Source organism: Pseudomonas sp. VMV1, assembly GCF_056790235.1.
Window position 1 is genome coordinate 433,156 of record NZ_JBXGSE010000003.1, and the last position, 17,167, is coordinate 450,322.

14 protein-coding genes and 1 pseudogene are annotated in these 17,167 nt (G+C 65.8%); 10 read left to right on the top strand and 5 right to left on the bottom strand.

The features are described from left to right. The first annotated feature begins 23 nt into the window (after positions 1-23). Positions 24-1,448: an MFS transporter gene (locus ACUCV0_RS12070; protein WP_313649272.1), complete on the top strand. Its 1,425-nt coding sequence runs from the start codon at positions 24-26 to the stop codon at positions 1,446-1,448. Here the strand turns inward: ACUCV0_RS12070 and ACUCV0_RS12075 are convergent. The 4 genes and pseudogenes from ACUCV0_RS12075 to ACUCV0_RS12090 all read right to left on the bottom strand — a co-directional run bounded on the left by ACUCV0_RS12075 (position 1,445) and on the right by ACUCV0_RS12090 (position 7,695). Then, positions 1,445-2,440, bottom strand: coding sequence for a 2-hydroxyacid dehydrogenase (locus tag ACUCV0_RS12075; RefSeq protein WP_482212801.1), 996 nt, complete (start codon positions 2,438-2,440; stop codon positions 1,445-1,447). The two genes, ACUCV0_RS12070 and ACUCV0_RS12075, sit on opposite strands and share 4 nt — an antisense overlap. 59 nt (positions 2,441-2,499) lie before the next feature. Beyond that, a complete protein-coding gene (locus tag ACUCV0_RS12080; protein WP_423815120.1) occupies positions 2,500-3,372 on the bottom strand; it encodes a methyl-accepting chemotaxis protein in 873 nt (290 codons plus the stop codon). A gap of 33 nt (positions 3,373-3,405) precedes the next feature. After that, positions 3,406-4,140: pseudogene (locus tag ACUCV0_RS12085) on the bottom strand (MCP four helix bundle domain-containing protein); the annotation flags it as partial. Positions 4,141-4,188: 48 nt separating this feature from the next. Next, positions 4,189-7,695 carry an acyl-[ACP]--phospholipid O-acyltransferase gene (locus ACUCV0_RS12090; RefSeq protein WP_482212802.1) on the bottom strand — a complete coding sequence of 1,169 codons (3,507 nt, stop codon included), beginning with the start codon at positions 7,693-7,695 and terminating at the stop codon, positions 4,189-4,191. 267 nt (positions 7,696-7,962) lie between these two features. Between ACUCV0_RS12090 and ACUCV0_RS12095 the strand changes: the two genes are divergently transcribed. Further along, positions 7,963-8,172, top strand: a complete 210-nt coding sequence (locus ACUCV0_RS12095; protein ID WP_007160189.1) for a cold-shock protein — start codon at positions 7,963-7,965, stop codon at positions 8,170-8,172. A 430-nt stretch (positions 8,173-8,602) separates the two neighbouring features. Here ACUCV0_RS12095 and pap read toward each other — a convergent pair whose 3' ends face one another. Beyond that, complete coding sequence (gene pap / locus ACUCV0_RS12100; RefSeq protein ID WP_059313051.1) at positions 8,603-10,087, bottom strand: polyphosphate:AMP phosphotransferase; 1,485 nt, start codon at positions 10,085-10,087, stop codon at positions 8,603-8,605. Between the two features lie 197 nt (positions 10,088-10,284). Here pap and ACUCV0_RS12105 point away from each other — a divergent pair, with 197 nt between their 5' ends. The 8 genes from ACUCV0_RS12105 (at position 10,285) to ACUCV0_RS12140 (ending at position 17,167) form a co-directional block, all read left to right on the top strand. Next, positions 10,285-11,250, top strand: coding sequence for a CHAD domain-containing protein (locus ACUCV0_RS12105; RefSeq protein ID WP_323149000.1), 966 nt, complete (start codon positions 10,285-10,287; stop codon positions 11,248-11,250). Between the two features lie 75 nt (positions 11,251-11,325). Next, positions 11,326-11,589 carry a PepSY domain-containing protein gene (locus ACUCV0_RS12110; protein WP_007160186.1) on the top strand — a complete coding sequence of 88 codons (264 nt, stop codon included), beginning with the start codon at positions 11,326-11,328 and terminating at the stop codon, positions 11,587-11,589. A 112-nt stretch (positions 11,590-11,701) separates the two neighbouring features. Further along, entirely contained in the window at positions 11,702-12,541 is an 840-nt protein-coding gene (locus ACUCV0_RS12115; protein WP_482212803.1) for an STAS domain-containing protein, read from the top strand. A 13-nt stretch (positions 12,542-12,554) separates the two neighbouring features. After that, a complete protein-coding gene (locus tag ACUCV0_RS12120) occupies positions 12,555-12,977 on the top strand; it encodes an STAS domain-containing protein (protein ID WP_271655885.1) in 423 nt (140 codons plus the stop codon). A gap of 4 nt (positions 12,978-12,981) precedes the next feature. Beyond that, the gene (locus ACUCV0_RS12125; RefSeq protein WP_059313047.1) at positions 12,982-13,335 is read left to right on the top strand and encodes an ATP-binding protein; all 354 of its coding nucleotides are present in this window, start codon (positions 12,982-12,984) and stop codon (positions 13,333-13,335) included. Continuing rightward, positions 13,332-14,312 (top strand): SpoIIE family protein phosphatase, encoded by a 981-nt coding sequence (locus ACUCV0_RS12130; protein ID WP_059313046.1) that lies wholly within the window; start codon positions 13,332-13,334, stop codon positions 14,310-14,312. The genes ACUCV0_RS12125 and ACUCV0_RS12130 overlap by 4 nt, the downstream gene beginning before the upstream one ends. Next, on the top strand, positions 14,305-16,062 hold the full coding sequence (locus tag ACUCV0_RS12135) for an ATP-binding protein (RefSeq protein ID WP_059313045.1): 1,758 nt from the start codon (positions 14,305-14,307) through the stop codon (positions 16,060-16,062). Before ACUCV0_RS12130 ends, ACUCV0_RS12135 begins: the two co-directional genes overlap by 8 nt. Further along, complete coding sequence (locus ACUCV0_RS12140) at positions 16,055-17,167, top strand: hybrid sensor histidine kinase/response regulator (protein WP_271653506.1); 1,113 nt, start codon at positions 16,055-16,057, stop codon at positions 17,165-17,167. Before ACUCV0_RS12135 ends, ACUCV0_RS12140 begins: the two co-directional genes overlap by 8 nt.

A 17,167-nucleotide genomic window follows, 5' to 3' on the forward strand; every position in this document is an offset into this window, starting at 1 on the left:
GACTGTTCTCTGGATAGCGTCCCATGCCTTCTGCTCAACCAGTTTTCACCAGCACCGCCGCCCTGCCCGGCGCTTCCCGAGCTGCCACCCTGTCGGCGCGCCTCGATCGCCTGCCGGCCACCCGCACGCTCTGGCGGCTGGTCGCGCTCCTGTCCATCGGCGGCTTCTTCGAACTCTACGATCTGTTCCAGACCGCCTACATCAGCCCAGGTCTGCTGCGCGACGGCGTCTTTCACACTGGTGCCGCCGGGGTATTCGGTATCTCCGATCAGGCGGCCTTCGCCGCGGCTACCTTTCTCGGCCTGTTCGTCGGTGCCAGCCTGCTCAGCCCTATTGCCGACCGCTATGGGCGCCGGGCGATCTTTACCTGGGCACTGGTCGGCTACACCCTGGCGACCCTCGCCATGGGTCTGCAGACCACCGCCCTGGGACTGATCGCCTTGCGCTTCGTGGTCGGCATCGGCCTGGGCCTGGAGCTGGTCACCATCGACGCCTATCTGTCGGAGCTGGTACCCAAGGCCATGCGTACCTCGGCCTTCGCGTTCGCCTTCGCCATCCAGTTCCTGTCAGTGCCGGCCGTGGCGCTGCTGTCCTGGTGGCTGGTGCCCCAGGCGCCACTGGGCATCTCCGGCTGGCGCTGGGTGGTGCTGTCCAGCGCCCTCTTCGCCCTGTTCATCTGGTGGCTGCGCCAGCGTCTGCCCGAATCGCCACGCTGGCTGGCGCAACAGGGGCGGCTGGATGAAGCCGAGCACGGCGTGGAGCGCCTGGAAGCCGCCTGCCAGGCCGATAGCGGCCAGCCGCTGCCGCCACCTGCAGAGGTAGTGGAAGAACGAGCGGTAAGCGCCCGCTTCGCCGCCCTCTGGCAGCCACCCTATCGGCGGCGGGTGGTGATGCTGATCGTCTTCAACCTGTTCCAGGCCATTGGCTTCTTCGGCTTCGGCAACTGGCTGCCGGCGCTGCTCTCCGGCCAGGGCGTGAGCCTGACCCACAGCCTGGGCTACGCCTTCGTCATCACCCTCGCCTATCCGCTGGGCCCGCTGCTGTTCGTGCGCATCGCCAATCGCTTCGAGAACAAGTGGCAGATCGTCGGTTCCGCCCTGGGCACCGTGGTGTTCGGTGGCCTGTTCGCCCTGCAGCAGGGCGCCCTGGGGCTGATCCTCTGCGGCGTGGGCATCACCTTCTGCAACGCCTGGCTGACCTTCGCCTTCCACTCCTACCAGGCCGAGCTGTTTCCCACCGCCATCCGCGCCCGGGCGGTGGGCTTCTGCTATTCCTTCAGCCGGTTGTCCACAGTGTTCAGCAGCCTGCTGATCGGCGCCCTGCTGGAGCGCCTGGGCACGCCGGGCGTGCTGGCCTTCATCGTCGCCAGCATGCTGATCGTGGTGCTGACCATTGGCCTGTTCGGCCCGCGCACCCGCAACCGGGCACTGGAGGACATCGCCCGCTAGAGCGCATTGGGGCAGGCGTGACCGTCGAGGAAGTCTGCCAGGTTGCCGAGAGTGACCAGGGCGATCTCGCGCAGGGCCTCGGCGGTGAAGAAGCCCTGGTGACCGGTGATCAGTACATTGGGAAAGGTCATCAGGCGCACGAAGAGATCATCGTCGATGTAGTCGTGGGAGCGATCCTGGAAGAACAGCTCGCTCTCCTGCTCGTAGACGTCAATGGCCAGTCCGCCCAGCTGCCGGCGCTTGAGCGCCTGGATCACCGCCTCGGTGTCGATCAGGGCGCCCCGTGAGGTATTGATCAGTACCGCCCCGGGCTTCATCCGCGCCAGGGCCACGGCGTCGATCAGGTAGCGGGTACTCTCCAGCAACGGGCAATGCAGGCTGATGACATCCGCCTCATTCAGCAGGGCGTCCAGCGCTACGGCATCGCCATAGGCAGCGAAAGCGGCCGGCGGCTGCGGATCATGGCCCAGTACCCGGCAGCCCAGGCCATGGAAGATACGCGCCGTGGCCAGGCCGATCTGGCCGAGGCCGACCAGCCCTACGGTCTTGCCATTCAGGGTGCTGCCAAGCAGGCCGTCCAGCGCGAAATTGCCCTCTCGTACCCGGTTGTAGGCACGGTGGGTCTTGCGGTTGAGGGTCATCAGCAGCGCCAGGGCGTGTTCGGCCACGGCTTCGGGCGAATAGGCCGGCACCCGGGCCACGAACAGACCGAGGCGGCGCGCCGCAGCCAGGTCCAGGTTGTTGTAGCCGGCGCAGCGCAGCAGCACGGCCTGTACGCCCAGGCCCTGGAGGGCTTCCAGCACGGCGGCGTCGAGGCAGTCGTTGACGAAGACACATACCGCCTGGCTGCCTTCGGCCAGGATCGCGGTGGACAGCGACAGGGCGACCGGCTGGTGGACCAGGGTCACGTCCCGCCCTGCCAGGCGCTCCCGGGCGACCGCCTCCAGGGAGTCGCGGTCGTAGGGCTGGGTACTGAAGACGGTCAGGCGCATCGCGGGTACCTCTGTTCGGCCAGGAGTGCCCTCAAGTATGGCCGACGCACGCCTGGCGGTCAGAGACGGAATTGCCGCACCGCGCCATTCAGCTCACCGGCCAGGCGGGCCAGGTCGGTGCTGGCGGTAGCGGTCTGGCTGGCCCCTGCGGCGTTCTGGGTGGACAGGTCGCGAATGCTGGTGAGGTTGCGATCCACCTCGCGGGCCACCTGGGCCTGCTCTTCGGTGGCGGCGGAGATGCTCAGGTTGCGTTCGGTGATCTGCACGATGTGACGGCCGATCTCGGCCAGGGCCTCGCCAGCGGCGGCAGCCACCTCCAGGCAGGCAGCGGCCTGCTGATTGCTGGTGGCCATGGCGTCCACCGCCTTGCCCGCGCCGCCCTGGATGGCGCCGATCATGTCTTCGATCTCGCCGGTGGACTGCTGGGTACGGGCCGCCAGGGCCCGCACCTCGTCGGCCACCACGGCAAAGCCACGGCCTGCCTCGCCCGCGCGGGCGGCTTCGATGGCAGCGTTGAGCGCCAGCAGATTGGTCTGCTCGGCGATGCCGCGGATGACGTCGAGCACCCCGCTGATGCGCTGCACCTGAGCGGCCAGGCCATCGATCTCGCCGCTGCTGGAGGCCACGGCCGCGTGCAGGGCGTGGATGGTGGTCAGGGTCTCCTCGACCCGGCGCTGCCCCAGATCGGCGGAGCTGCGGCTGTCCTGCGCAGCGGCGCTGGCGGCAGAGGCATTGCGCGCCACCTCCTCTACGGCGGTGGTCATCTGGTTGACCGCGGTGGCGGCCTGGGCCAGTTCGTCGTTCTGCCGCTGAATGCCGCGCAGGCCGGTCTCGGTGACTGCCGACATCTCCTCGGAGGTGGATGCCAGGGTGTTGGACGACAGGGTCAGCCGCTCCAGGGTCCCGCGCAGGTTGTCCTGCATCCGCGCCATGGCGGCGAGCAGCCGTCCGGGTTCGTCGCGCCCGTCCTGCTCCACCGACCGGCTGAGGTCGTTGGCGGCGATCCGCTCAGCCACCGCCAGGGCTTTTTCCAGCGGCCCGGTGAGGCTGCGGGTGAAGCGCCAGGCCAGCAGCAGGGTGCCAGCCAGGGCTGCCAGCATCACGGCCACAGTGATGGCGATGGTGGTGCGATAGGTGGCCATGGAGGCGGCAGCCAGGCGCGTGACCTTGCCATCGACCAGGCCGGCGAGCTCGTTGACGGTGGCGCTCAGGGCGTTGCCGCTGTGGGCCATCTCGCCGTCCTGGCCACTGAGCTTGAGCAGCTCGGTGTCATTCTGGTCGTCCAGTGCCTTCAGGTAGCGGGCCTGGTTGTTCAGGTAGGTGGCCAGCTGGCTGGTCATGCGGCTATAGACCTCACGTCCCCGGTCGGTGAGCAGCAGGCCTTCGAATTGGCGCACATGCTTTTCCAGGGCGGCCTTGGCCGTCTCGATATTTTGGTGCACGGCCTGGGTCTCGGCCTGGGAGCTGGCCAGCATCAACGCCTGGTTGTGCATGCGCAGACTCAGCAGATCGGCGCGAATCTCGCCGATGGTCTGGACGCTGGGAATCACGTTGCCGACGATCTGCTCCTCGCCCTCCTTGATGACACGATTCTGACCGAGGGAAAACAGGCCGAGGCCGATCACCAGCAAGGCGAAGAAGCCAAAGGCGACCAGGGCGCGCGGGGCGATGTTGAGGGAGCGTAGCTTCACCGGAGACACCTCAAAAGATGATTAGCCCCCTCATGATCGGCCGAACGGCGCCAGGCTTTAGGGTTCGCTGGTACCTGGCGAACGATTTACCTCCTGATCCTGTCCCACATCGCTCAACAGTGTCTGCGCCAGGCGTTTCGCGCCAGCCACATCGGCCTTGCCGGTGCCCAGTTTCGGCAGGCTGTCCACCGCCAGCCAGACCGAGGGCAACAGCAGTCCACCCACCCCCTGGGCCAGCAAGGTCTTCTCTACCGTGGCGCCGTCCAGCTCACCGGTGTGCAGCACCACGATGCGCTCACCCTTCCTGGCATCGGGCAGATTGACCGCCAGCAGCTCGATCTCCGGATCGGCCACCGCCTTGGCCAGGGCCTGCTCCACAGCGCCCAGGCTGACCATCTCGCCGCCGATCTTGGCGAAGCGCGAATAGCGATCGACGATGGTGAGAAAGCCATCTTCATCCAGCCGGCCCTGGTCGCCCGTCACGTACCAGCGCTCGCCGTCGATTTCACGGATGGCCTTGGCGGTGCGTTCGGGATCGTTCAGATAGCCCTGCATCAGCTGCGGCCCGCCGATCAGCACCATGCCGGCCTCGCCAGTGGGCAATTCGGCGAAGGTCTGGGGATCGACGATCTTGAGTCCGGTTCCCGGCAGGGGCATGCCCACGGTGCCGAGCTTGCCGCCGCGCTGCACCTGCAGATAGCTGACGTCCAGGGCGTCGGGCAGGTTGACCGAGGCCACCGGGGCGGTCTCGGTAGCGCCGTACCCCTCGTAGATGTCCTGATTGAACTTGAGTTTGAAGGCCTCGCGTACCGCCGGATCCAGCCGCTCGGCACCGGCCACCACGATGCGCAAACTCTCCAGCATCAGCGGATGCACCTTGGCGTTGCGCACGAACAGTCGCAGGAAGGTGGAGGTGCCGCAAAGCACCGTGGCGCGGTGGGTCGCTACCGCCTTGGCGATGCCGGCCACGTCGGTCGGATCGGCCTGGCAGGCCACCGGCAGCCCTTCGATCAGCGGCAGGAACTGGGTCACGGTGAGACCAAAGGCGTGGAACAGCGGCAGCGACGCCATGAAGACGTCGTCGTCCTGGGTGTTGAGCACGTCCGAGGTCTGCTTGAGGTTGGCCATGATGTTTCTATGGCTGAGCATCACCCCCTTGGGCGTGCCCTCGCTGCCACTGGAGAAGAGGATGGCGGCGGTGGCCTCGGGGTCATGGGCGCGGCTCACCAGCACCTGCAGCATGGCGGTGGGCAGCAGCCGCACCGCCAGCCAGTTGGCCAGCAACTCGGCCTTGCCGATACCGGCGCGAAGCTCCTCCAGATCCACCACCTCACGTCCACTGAGCAACTCATCCACCGGCAGGCCGCGTTTCTTCAGACGTTCGAGAAACCGCTTGGAGGTGTAGACGGTACGGATACCGGCCTGATCCAGCCCGGAGCGCAGCGCCTCGGGCGTGGCGGTGTAATTGAGGTTGACCAGCGTCTTGCCAGCCAGCAGCACCGCCATGTTGGCCAGCATGCCGCCGCTGCTGGTCGGCAGCAGCAGGCCAAGATTTGCATCGGGGCGCTTGCGCATCCGCCGCGCCAGGCAGGCGGCGCCGGTGAGCGCCTGGGCGGCCTTGAGCGGCGCCCCCAGGTCGTCCACCAGGGCCAGGCCGTTGGGTCGCCGCTTGACACTGGCGACCCAGGCGTCGGCCAGCGACGGCAGGCCCTGCATATAGCGCTCCCAGGAGCGGATCGACAATTCGAAGATGCGGCGCTTGAGCACATCGGCCGGGGTGTCCTTGGGCAGCGCCCTGCCGAAGGCCACCACCACCTCGCGGTGCAGCGGGCTGTCGCGCAGCTCCTTGAGCTTGCTCGAAGAACGCGAGAACTGGCTGCCCCAGAGGCCGCGCAGGTAGAAGGGCACGATCTGCACCTCCGGGCCGACCCGCTCGCAAGCCTTTTCGTAGCCACGGCGGAATTCGCCGAGCTGGCCGGTACGGCTGATGGCGCCTTCGGGGAACAGGCAGACCACCTCCCCCGCACTCAGCAGGCCAGCCACCTGTTCCAGCGCCGCGCCGGCGCCGCTGCCCTGGGCGATGGGCAGGCACCCCATCGCCTTGAGGAAGGGCTTCAGGTACCAGCGCTCATAGATCGACCTGAGCATCACGAAGCGCACCGGCCGCGGACTGGCGATCTGCACCATGGCCCAGTCGACCCAGCTGATGTGGTTGCCCAACAGCAGCACCCCGCCCTGCGCCGGCAGGTTCTGCAGCCCCTGGACCTGGATGCGGTAGTGACGGGTGACCATCAGGCCGAGCAGGAAGCGCACCAGACTCTGGGGCAGCTTCCACACCGTGTAGGCCCCGCCGATCATGGCCACGGCCGCGATCAGCAGGAGCAGCCAGCGACTGTCCAGGCCGAGCAGGGCAATCACCGCGGTGAGTACCAGAAAGCTCAGCATGGCCACGTTCTGCACCCAGTTGTTGGCCGCCAGCACCGTACCGAGCTGGTCTTCGCGGGCATGGAACTGGATCAGGGCATTGAGCGGAACGATGAACAGGCCGCCCATCAGGCCGATGAAGACGAAATTGAGCGCATGCGCCAGGGCCGAACTGGGCGCCGGCAGCCACCACAGGCCAAGGGCGATGCCCAGGGCGCCTACCGGAATCAGCCCGGTCTCGATGCGCCCACGCGAGGCCCGGCTGGCCAGGGACGAGCCGATGGCGATGCCGATCCCGGCGCAGGCCAGGATGCCCTGCAACAGCAGCACGTTGTCGATGCCCAGGTGATCCTTGGCATAGGCCGGAAAGCTCGCCAGCAGCACCTGGCCCACCGACCAGAACACCGCCAGGCCGATGATCGACAGGCGGATCACCGGATTCTCGCCGATCACCGCCAGATTGCGTCGGGCACTGCGCAGCCGCACATAGGCGTGCCAGTCGAACGGCTGCCGCGCCTTGGGTTCTTCCAGGATCGGCAGACGATAGAGCAGCGCCACCTCGGCCAGGCTGCAAAGCACCAGCAGCCAGCCCAGCGGGGCGATGTCCTGCAGGATGGCGTGGGGCGTGGCGTGGTCTTCGCCCAGGTGCAGCTGGAAGAAAGCGGTGAAGACCACGGTGCCGGCCAGGATGGCGATGATGGAATTGGCCTGCACCAGGCCGTTGCCCTCGGCCAGCCGCTGCTTGCCGAACAGCGCCTTGATATAGCCGTACTTGGCCGGCGAATAGAAGGTCGCCTGGATGGCCAGCAAGAGCGTCATGGCGAAGGCCAGCTCGAACAGCCCGGCGTAATAGGCCAGGGTGATGCCGAGGGTAATGGCCACCGCCGCCCAACCGCCAAGGCGCAATACCCTGACCTTGGCGAAGCGATCGGCCACATGGCCGGAAGGACTGAACAGCAGGATGAAGGGCAACAGCATCATGCCGTTGACCAGGGCGGTCAGCACCACCTGGGTGGAACCGTCATAGACCTTGAACACGGTGTTCTGGATGACGATCTTGTGGCCAAGATCGACGAAGGCGTTGAGAAAGACGGCGATCAGGTAGGGCCAGGCCCCCTTGATCCGGTGCAGCTTGTCCATGCGGAGTCTCTTTCGAGCAGGGGAATCCGTAGCCTGAGTGAGACGCCCTGGCAGCGCAAGCAGCGCCATTGGTCAACAAATATGCGAATCAGGGCTATACAAGCTCGTGAAAGCGAGTATGGTGTGGGCACTGCTACTGCAATAGTTACTCGATACCTGCTTGATGTTGCTTCATTTTCATCTCCTGGCTCGTCTCACTCTCGCATTACAGTCCCGCTAGCGAATGTCTCGCTAACGTGGTTGTTCCCCCTACACCTGGAGATACTCATGTCCAATCGTGAAAATGGCACCGTCAAGTGGTTCAACGATGAGAAAGGCTACGGCTTCATCACCCCGGAAAGCGGCGCCGACCTGTTCGTGCACTACCGCTCCATCGAAAGCGCCGGCTTCAAGAGCCTGAGCGAAGGCCAGAAGGTCACTTTCGTGGCTGTCAAAGGCCAGAAGGGTATGCAAGCTGACCAGGTTCAAGTCGTCTAACGACTGATCCGGTTGCAGAAAGGCCCCGCTTCGGCGGGGCTTTTTCGTTTCTGGGGTTTGGGTTTTGCAGGATGGTCCATCGCTCCGCCACAAAGACGATACCCTCCTAACCGCCCAAGCCTCAGGCGCGCATAACGCCCCTTCCAGCAGGGCGAACGCAATCGTTGCGCAAGGGGTCAAGCGGCATGGATGCAGCGAGAGTCGCGACGGCCAGGGAAGGCCCTTCGCGGCGGGCCCCTGGAGCGACGATGGAGAGAGCGGACCCCGGCGCAACCGGGGCCGGATGGCGGGGCAAGCGTTTTTGCTTACTTTTGTGCGGGGCGCGCAGCCGCGATTGAAAAAAGTGAGTCGCCCGGCGGGGCGAAACAAAAGTATCCCCAAAGCACGATAACGAGCTGAGCAACCGTTTTTACCGAAAGCCGGGCTTACCTCAGCCCTTGTCATACGCCCTTTCTAGCGCCTCGTTGAGTGTCCTTAGCACCTTGACCCGCGCGAATCGCTTGTCGTTGGCCTCCACCAGCGTCCAGGGCGCGATAGCCGTGCTGGTCTGCACCACCATGTCGTTGACGGCCTGGCTGTAGAGGTCCCACTTGTCGCGATTGCGCCAGTCGTCCTCGGTGATCTTGAATCGCTTGAAGGGCGTTTCCTCGCGAGCGCGGAAACGCTCCAGCTGGGTGTCCTGGTCGATGGCCAGCCAGAACTTGGCCAGCACGATGCCAGCGTCGTGGAGCTGTTCCTCGAATTCGTTGATCTCGCCATAGGCGCGCTGCCAATCGGCCATGGGCGTCAGCTCTTCCACCCGTTCCACCAGTACCCGGCCGTACCAGGAACGATCGAAGATGGTGAAGTTGCCCTGCCGCGGAATATGCCGCCAGAAGCGCCAGAGATAGGGCTGGGCCAGTTCCTCGTCGCTGGGCGCGGCGACCGGGACGATGCGGTACTGGCGGGGGTCCAGGGCGCCGGTGACACGGCGGATGGCACTGCCCTTGCCAGCGGCGTCATTGCCCTCGAAGGCCGCCACCAGGGCGTGGCGGCGATACTTCTTGTCGCGCAGCAATCGGGCCAGGCGCGCCTGTTCGGCGAGCAGTTGATCGTTGTAGTCGGCCTTGTCCAGGCGCTGGGTCAGGTCCATGGCCTCCAGCACACCGCGACCATCCACCGGCGGCGACACCACGGCGGCGGCCCGGCGCTGCTTGCGCGGCTTGTTGGCCAGGGCGCGCTGCAAGGCCTTGAGCAGCACGGTGCCGACGGTCAGGCTGCGAAAGCGCTCGTCGAAGCCGGGCACCACGTGCCAGGGGGCGTAGTCGTGATGGGTGCGGCGCACCACGCGTTCGCCCTGCTTGACGAAGCGGTCGTAGACCCGGGCCTGGCGCCAGTCCAGCGGACTGAGCTTCCAACCTAGGCGGGGATCGTTCTTGAGGTGCTTCAGACGTTGCTTGAGCTGGCTCTTGGACAGATGGAACCAGAACTTGAGGATCAGCGCGCCTTCGTCCGCCAGCATCCGCTCGAAGCGCTCCGCCTGGTCGATGGCGGCGTCCAGCTCGAAGCGGCTGAGCTCCTTGTTGACCCGCGCATGCAGCATCTGGCTGTACCAGTTGCCGAAGAAGACACCGGTCCGGCCCTTGCCCGGCAGCCGCTGCCAGTAACGCCAGGCAGGCGGATGCTGGCGCTCCTCGACGGTGGGCTGCAGAAAAGTCTCGACCCGGATCAGGCGCGGATCCATCCACTCGTTGAGCAGCTTGACCGTCTCGCCCTTGCCGGCGCCCTCGATGCCATTGATCAGCACGATCACCGGGAAACGCCCCTGCGCCTTGAGTTCGTACTGGGCGGCCAGCAGTGCCTCGCGCAGCTTGGGCAGCTTGGCATCGTAGGTGGCCTCGTCGAGCAGGTGTTCGTTCTCGGCGGCTTCGAACATCCGGATCTCCTCGCTAGGTGGTCGGGCAACTATAGCCCTTCTGACCGGCTCTGCAGCAGACCGTGCCCGGCGCGGATTTCCATGACGGCAATATGACGATTAAATGAAATTTGGCATCTACGGCTGTTGCAGTGGTCTTCACACCATTACGCTCCCGCGCTAGCGGGTGCTGCAGTCTATCTATTGAGGAGAGTTCGATGGCCTTTCGTTTCGATGCGCGGCAACCGGCTGACGAGGAAGTCCGCCGAGTGGTGACGGATCGTCTGGTCCAGGCTGAAGCGTCGCTGGCGAGCGGGACCCCCAAGGGAGTGCACGAGACGCGCAAGCGCCTCAAGGAATTGCGTGCCCTGCTGCGTCTGCTGCACGGCGCCCTCGGCAAGCGGGCCTTCGCCAGTCGCAACCGGCGCCTGCGCGACCTGGGCCGCGAGCTCTCTTCGCTGCGCGACAGCGCCGCCCTGGTGGAGAGCTGGGACAAGCTGGGCGAGTCCGATCGCAAGCGTTTCGCCTCGCCCGCCATGAAGCGCGTGCGCCAGCGGCTGCAGGAGCGCGCCGACCAGCAGATCGCCGCGGCCAGCGGTCATCCTGAACTGCTCGACGAACTGGCGGCCCTGCGCGAGGAGGTAGCCGGCTGGAAGCTCTCCGGAAAGGGCTTCGCCCTCTTCACCCGAGGACTGGAAGATAACTACAAGGCCGGGCGCCAGGCGCTCAAGACCGCTCGCGACAAGCCCACCGACGAGACCCTGCACGACTGGCGCAAGCGGGTGAAGGATCACTGGTATCACACCCAGTTGCTCGCCGCGGCCTGGCCGGCGGAATTCAAGACGCGCCAGAAGAGCCTCAAGCGCCTCTCGGAATACCTGGGCGACGACCACGACCTGGCGGTGATGCAGCAGCTGCTGGAAAGCGAGCCGACGCTGTTCGGCGCCAGCAACACCCGCCAGGCCATCGGCGAAAGCCTGGCCCTGCAACGCGAGCGCCTGCGGGTGAAAGCCTTTTCCCTGGGCCTGCGCCTCTACCTCGACAAGCCCACTACCCTCGCCGAGCGCTGGCGCGATCTCTGGCGCCTGGCTAGCCACCCTTATGCACCCCGCAAGGCCAAGGGCAAATCCAAGGCGGCACCGGCTGGATTGCTGCCGCATCTGGTCGAAGAATCCCGTACCTGAGGGCCTGCTCGGGGGATTTGTCGCCCGTGGTGGTGGTCCAAGCCAGGACATACCACCACGACGAGGTCTCGCGCGATGAAATCCAAGCTGCTCGCTTCCCTGTTTGCCTGTTCCGTCCTGGCCAGCACCGCGGCCCTGGCCGACCAGCCCGGTGCTGACTGGATGCCCATGAACGACGTCAAGTCCAAGCTCATGGAGCAGGGCTATACCTCGATCACCAAGATCGAAGCCGATGACGGTCAGTGGGAAGGCGAAGGCATGAAGAAAGATGGTATGAAGTACGACTTCCATGCCGACGCCAAGACCGGCAAGATCACCAAGGAAAAGATGGACATGTGATCTCTCGGGATCTGGCCAGACGGCCAGGTCCCCTTCGCCCTACCATCTCCTCCCGCACACTCTTCGTCCGGTCGGCCCGTCCTGAGCCACCTTTCTTCACCTAGGAACCTCCATGTACAGTACCGCTTTGGTCGAGCTGCTGCGCACCCACGAGCGGGCGCTGCTCGACGCCTGGATCGGCGCCCAGCGCGCCGCCGGCATGCGCGTCGACCTGCTCGACGAAACCACCATCCTGGCCAATTCCGCCGAGTTCCTGCGGCGGATCACGGTAGCCGCGGCCCAGGGTCTCGGGGACCTGCGCGAGCCGCACTGGCAGCCGGTTCGGGCGCTGCTGGAGCGCTTCTCCTTCGACCAGAGCCGGGCGGGCCTGACACCTTCGCAGACGGCGACCTTCGTCTTCTCGCTCAAGGAACCGCTGTTCACCCTGATCCAGAACGAGTGTGACGATCCCCTCGCCGAAATCTGGGCCGCCACCCGGCTGATCGACGACCTCGGCCTGTACAGCATGGAAAGCTACATGACGGGTCGCGAGACGGTGATCCGCGAGCAGCAGGAAAGCATGCTGGAGCTGTCCACCCCCGTGGTGGAGCTGTGGGACGGCATCCTGGCCATTCCGTTGATCGGCGCGCTGGACAGCAACCGCACCCAGGTGGTGATGGAGTCGCTGCTGGAAAAGATCGTCCAGACCGAATCCGACATCGCCATCATCGACATCACCGGTGTGCCCACGGTGGACACCATGGTCGCTCAGCATCTACTCAAGACCGTGACCGCCGCACGGCTGATGGGCGCCCAGTGCATCATCAGCGGCATCCGCCCGCAGATCGCCGCCACCATCGTCCACCTGGGCGTGGAACTGGGCGATGTGATCACCAAGGCGTCCCTGGCCGATGCCTTCCGCCTGGCCTTGCGCCAGCAGGGCGTGCGCCTGGCCGCCCCGGTCGCGCGCTGAGGAGCCCGCCATGATCGACCGGATTCCCATCCTCAAACTGGGTCCCTTCCTGTTGCTGAGCATCCAGGTGGACATGCACGACCAGCTGGCGCTGGACCTGCAGGAAGACCTCACCGAGCAGATCGTCCGGCACAAGGCCAAGGGCGTGCTCATCGACATCTCGGCCCTGGAAATCGTCGATTCCTTCATTGGCCGGATGCTGTCCCATATCGCCCAGGTGTCGCGCATCCTCGATGCCAAGGTGATCGTGGTCGGCATGCAGCCGGCGGTGGCCATCACCCTGGTGGAACTGGGGCTGTCGCTGGAGGGCATCGCCACGGCGCTGAACATGGAAAAGGGCATGCGCCGCTTGGAAGCCATGGTCGCCGACGACGAATCGCTGGAGGAGTCAGAGAGTGGCGAAGATGCAGACGCTTCCACTCCGCCAGGAGACTGACATCGTGCTGATCCGTCAGCAGGTGCGCAAGGTCGCCGAAGCCATCCGTCTGGGGCTGATCTCCCAGACCAAGATCGTCACCGCGGCCAGCGAGATCGCGCGTAATGGCCTGGTCTACGGCCTGGGCGGCGAGTGCCTGATCGAGGAGACGGTGCGGGCCGGCAAGCCGGCGATCCGTCTGGTGATCCGCGACAACGGTCCGGGCATCGCCGACCTCGACCGCGCCATGGTCGATGGCTACACCTCGGGCAAGGGCCTGGGTCTGGGGCTGTCCGGTTCGCGACGGCTGGTGGACGACTTCCATATCGATAGCCAGCCCGGCCAGGGCACGACCGTCGAATTGTGGAAGTGGCGATGAACGAGCAGCCGTGCAGCCTGGTGCTGCCGGTGACCAGCACGGTCCATGTCGATGCCGCGCGGCGCGCCCTGGTGCGGCTGGCGGGCACCGTCACCACCGACGAAACCCTGCTCGGGCGGCTGACCATCGTCGCTCAGGAACTGGGTTATAACCTGATCCGCCATGCTGGTCACGGCGAGCTTTTCGCGACGCTGGGCGCCGAAGGCGTGCTCGATGTCCTGGCGGTTGATCGCGGCCCAGGCATGCACGACGTCGCCCGCTGCCTGACCGATCACTACAGCACCGCGGCCACCCTGGGGGCAGGTCTCGGAGCGATCCGCCGGCAATCCGATGTCTTCGATATCCACTCGCGACCGGGTCAAGGGACCGTGGTGCTGGCGCGCTTTCATCTCGCTGGGGCACCCAGTACCCGGCTGCAGCATGGTGCCCTCTGCACGCCGCACCCCGAGGAGCAGGTCTGTGGCGACACCTGGGCGGTCAGCGGGCGTCGCCTGCTGGTATGCGATGGCCTGGGACACGGCCAGCAGGCCGCCGCGGCCAGTCGCCGGGCGCGGGAGCTGTTCCTGCGCCAGGGCACGCACCTGCCCCTGCAGCGGCTGATGGAAAATCTGCATCAGGCCCTGATGGAAACCCGCGGCGCGGCCCTGGCCCTCGCCGAGCTGGACCCCGATCAGGGTCAGGTGAGCTTCTGTGGCATCGGCAACATCGCCGGGCGCCTGCTTGGCAACACCTCGCGCAGTCTGGTGTCTAACAATGGCACCCTGGGCTACCGGATCGGTCGGATCCAGACCTTCACCTACCCTTGGACGCCAGGCACCCTGCTGGTGTTGAACTCCGACGGACTGACCTCCAAGGTCGGCCTGGGCGAGCACTCCGGGCTCGGGGCGCGCCATCCCGCGCTGATCGCAGCGCTCCTGCATCGTGACTTCCGGCGTCTTTCCGACGATGCCACCGTTTTGGTACTCAAGCATGTTTGACGCCCTGCCCCTGCTGACCCTTCCCTTGCGCAGCGAGCAGGACATCGTGCACTGCCGCCAGGCGGCCAAACGCCTGGCCGCGGCCCTGGAATGGCCGGTACTGGAGCAGATCCGCCTGGCTACCGCGGTCTCGGAGCTGGCGCGCAACATTCATCAGTACGCGGGCAGCGGCCATTTCGACTTCGCCCTGCTGTGCGGCGACGACCAGCGGCTACGTGGGCTACAGGTCCGCGCCCTCGACCAGGGCCCGGGTATCGCCGAGCTGGAGGCCATCCGCGATGGCAGCTATCGCTCCAGCACCGGCATGGGCATCGGCCTGCGCGGCGCCCAGCGGCTGTTCGACGAGTTCGATCTCCAGACCTCCCCTGCCGGCACCCGGATCACCGCCTGTAAGTACCAGGCGCCGCGGCCCTGGCCCGAGCAGGACGTGCTACGCGCCCTGGTCGTCGAATTGCAAGGCAGTACGCCGCCCGATCCCTATCAGCAGATCCGCCTGCAGAGCGAAGAGCTGCTGCTGACCAACACCGAGCTGCAATTGCGCCAGTCGGAGCTGGAGGTCACCAACAAGGAGCTGGAAAACACCAATCAGGGCGTGGTGGCGCTGTATTCGGAACTGGAAAAAGCTACCCAGGAACTCAAGGAGGCCAGCGAGGCGAAGACGCGTTTCTTCTCCAACATGACCCATGAATTCCGTACCCCGATCAACATCATCGAGAACGTCGCCAAGCTGCTCGCCAGTGGTGTGGATGGCGCGCTCAATGCCGAGCAGCAGCGCCAGGTACGCTTCATCAGCGACGCTGCGCTGGAGCTGGCCAATCTGGTCAGCGAGTTGCTGGCGCTGGCCGAGGTGCAGTCCGGCCGCCTGACCATCGTGCCCCAGCCGTTCCAGCTGGGCGCCTTCATCGAGCGCCTCGACCAGTTCGCCATGGCCCTGGCGCCGCGCTATCCTCAAGTCAGCTTCAGCGTCGCCCCGCCGCCGGCGGAGGTGCTGCTGGAAACCGACGAGAGCCGGCTGTTCCAGGTGCTGCGCAATCTGATCTCCAACGCCTTCAAGTACACCCCCCAGGGGCAGGTGCGCATCCAGGTGTTCCAGCCGGACGACGCCACCCTGGAATTCCTGGTGGAAGACAGCGGGATCGGCATCGCCGAGGAAGACCAGCAGAAGATCTTCGAGGAGTTCGAGCGCATCCGCTCGCCGCACCTGACCCATATCGAAGGCACAGGCCTGGGCCTGCCCCTGGCCCAGCGCCTGGCCGTGCTGCTCAAGGGCGAGTTGTCCCTCGACAGCCTGGTCGGACGGGGCAGTCGCTTCACCCTGCGGCTGCCCCGTCGCTACGTCAGTGACGCGGAGGCCGGACAGGAGCTGGATCTCAGCAACCTGACCGTGCTGGTGATCGAAGACAACGAAGGCGATCGCTATCTGGTCCGTCGCACCCTCGAACGCCTCAACCCGGTCCTGCTGGAGGCCGACAGCGCCCGTAGCAGCTTGGATCGCCTCAATGCCGTGCGCCCGGACATCATCATCCTCGACCTCGATCTGCCGGACATCAACGGCGAAGACCTGCTCGCCAGCATGGACTGGAGCATGCATCGCCGGGTGCTGATCAACACCGCCCAGCCACTGGACGAGGCCGGTCGCCTGCGGCTGCAGGACTATTGCCGCGCCATCCTGTTCAAGCACGCCCCCGATCATGCCGAACGGTTGCTCGCCGAAGTCTGCGCCCTGGCGCGGAGCCTGACCGATGACTAGCCCTGTGCGGCGTATCCTCATCATCGATGACACCGAGGCCAATCGCTATGTGCTGCGCAAGATCCTGGAAGGTCAGCCGCACTACCAGGTGCTCGAAGCGGCCAGCGGCACCGCCGGGCTGGCGCTGATCGACGCGTCGGTCGAGCTGGTGATCATCGACGTCAACCTGCCGGACACCACCGGCTTCGAACTGATCCAGGCCATCGAGCACAAGCTGGGCTGGGGTCGCCTGCCCGCCATCATCAACATCTCGGCCACCTTCGTGTCCGGCCTCGACCGGGCGCAGGGCTTCAATACCGGCGCCCAGGCCTATCTGACCCATCCGATCAGTCCGGAAGAGGTGCTGGCCACCGTCGGTGCCCTGCTCAAGGCCAGTTCCCGGGTCGGACACATGGAGCAGCAGCGCAATTCGGCCATCGCCCGCAGCGAGAACCTGCAGGCGGAAAAGGTCATGCTCGAACGCTTCATGAGATCGCTCAACCATGACCTGCGCTCACCGCTCACCGCCGCCACCATGGTGGTCAACCTGATGCAGCGCAGTCCGGCGCGGCGTACCGACGATCTCCTGCAGACGCTGCACGACAATCTGCAGCGGATGAACCAGATGATCACCGACGTGCTGGACATCAGTCACATGAGTCTGGGCGGCGGCGTCCGCCTCAACGGCGATCCCCTGGTGCTGGGGCCACTGCTGGAAGAGGCGGCGGCCAATCTGCGCCTGCAATTCAGCAATGCGCTCGACCTTCGGCTGGAGACGCCCGAGCTGGAGGTGCTCTGGGACAGGTACGCCTTCCTGCGTATCTTCGACAACCTGGTGCTCAACGCCGCCAAGCATGGCCAGAGCGGTACGCCGATCCAGGTGCGCCAGCAGCGGATCGGGGAGCGGGTGGTACTGGAATTGCGCAACCTCGGCCAGTTCCCCGACGAGGTCCTGGCCAATCTGGCCACGCCCTATTTCATCTCCACCCGCAGCGACAAACGCGGCTGGGGTCTGGGCCTGCCCATCGTCAAGGCGCTCAGCGAAAGCTTTGGTGGCGAGGCGCGCTTCGCCAACGGCGCGGGCGAGGTGATCATCACCCTGCACCTGCCGTTGCGGCTGGCCTAG

Coding starts and splice junctions, on each gene's coding strand:
- ACUCV0_RS12070 (WP_313649272.1), top strand. CDS start 24: ATGCCTTCTGCTCAACCAGTTTTCACCAGCACCGCCGCCCTGCCCGGC.
- ACUCV0_RS12075 (WP_482212801.1), bottom strand. CDS start 2,440: ATGCGCCTGACCGTCTTCAGTACCCAGCCCTACGACCGCGACTCCCTG.
- ACUCV0_RS12080 (WP_423815120.1), bottom strand. CDS start 3,372: ATGGCGCGGATGCAGGACAACCTGCGCGGGACCCTGGAGCGGCTGACC.
- ACUCV0_RS12090 (WP_482212802.1), bottom strand. CDS start 7,695: ATGGACAAGCTGCACCGGATCAAGGGGGCCTGGCCCTACCTGATCGCC.
- ACUCV0_RS12095 (WP_007160189.1), top strand. CDS start 7,963: ATGTCCAATCGTGAAAATGGCACCGTCAAGTGGTTCAACGATGAGAAA.
- pap (WP_059313051.1), bottom strand. CDS start 10,087: ATGTTCGAAGCCGCCGAGAACGAACACCTGCTCGACGAGGCCACCTAC.
- ACUCV0_RS12105 (WP_323149000.1), top strand. CDS start 10,285: ATGGCCTTTCGTTTCGATGCGCGGCAACCGGCTGACGAGGAAGTCCGC.
- ACUCV0_RS12110 (WP_007160186.1), top strand. CDS start 11,326: ATGAAATCCAAGCTGCTCGCTTCCCTGTTTGCCTGTTCCGTCCTGGCC.
- ACUCV0_RS12115 (WP_482212803.1), top strand. CDS start 11,702: ATGTACAGTACCGCTTTGGTCGAGCTGCTGCGCACCCACGAGCGGGCG.
- ACUCV0_RS12130 (WP_059313046.1), top strand. CDS start 13,332: ATGAACGAGCAGCCGTGCAGCCTGGTGCTGCCGGTGACCAGCACGGTC.
- ACUCV0_RS12135 (WP_059313045.1), top strand. CDS start 14,305: ATGTTTGACGCCCTGCCCCTGCTGACCCTTCCCTTGCGCAGCGAGCAG.
- ACUCV0_RS12140 (WP_271653506.1), top strand. CDS start 16,055: ATGACTAGCCCTGTGCGGCGTATCCTCATCATCGATGACACCGAGGCC.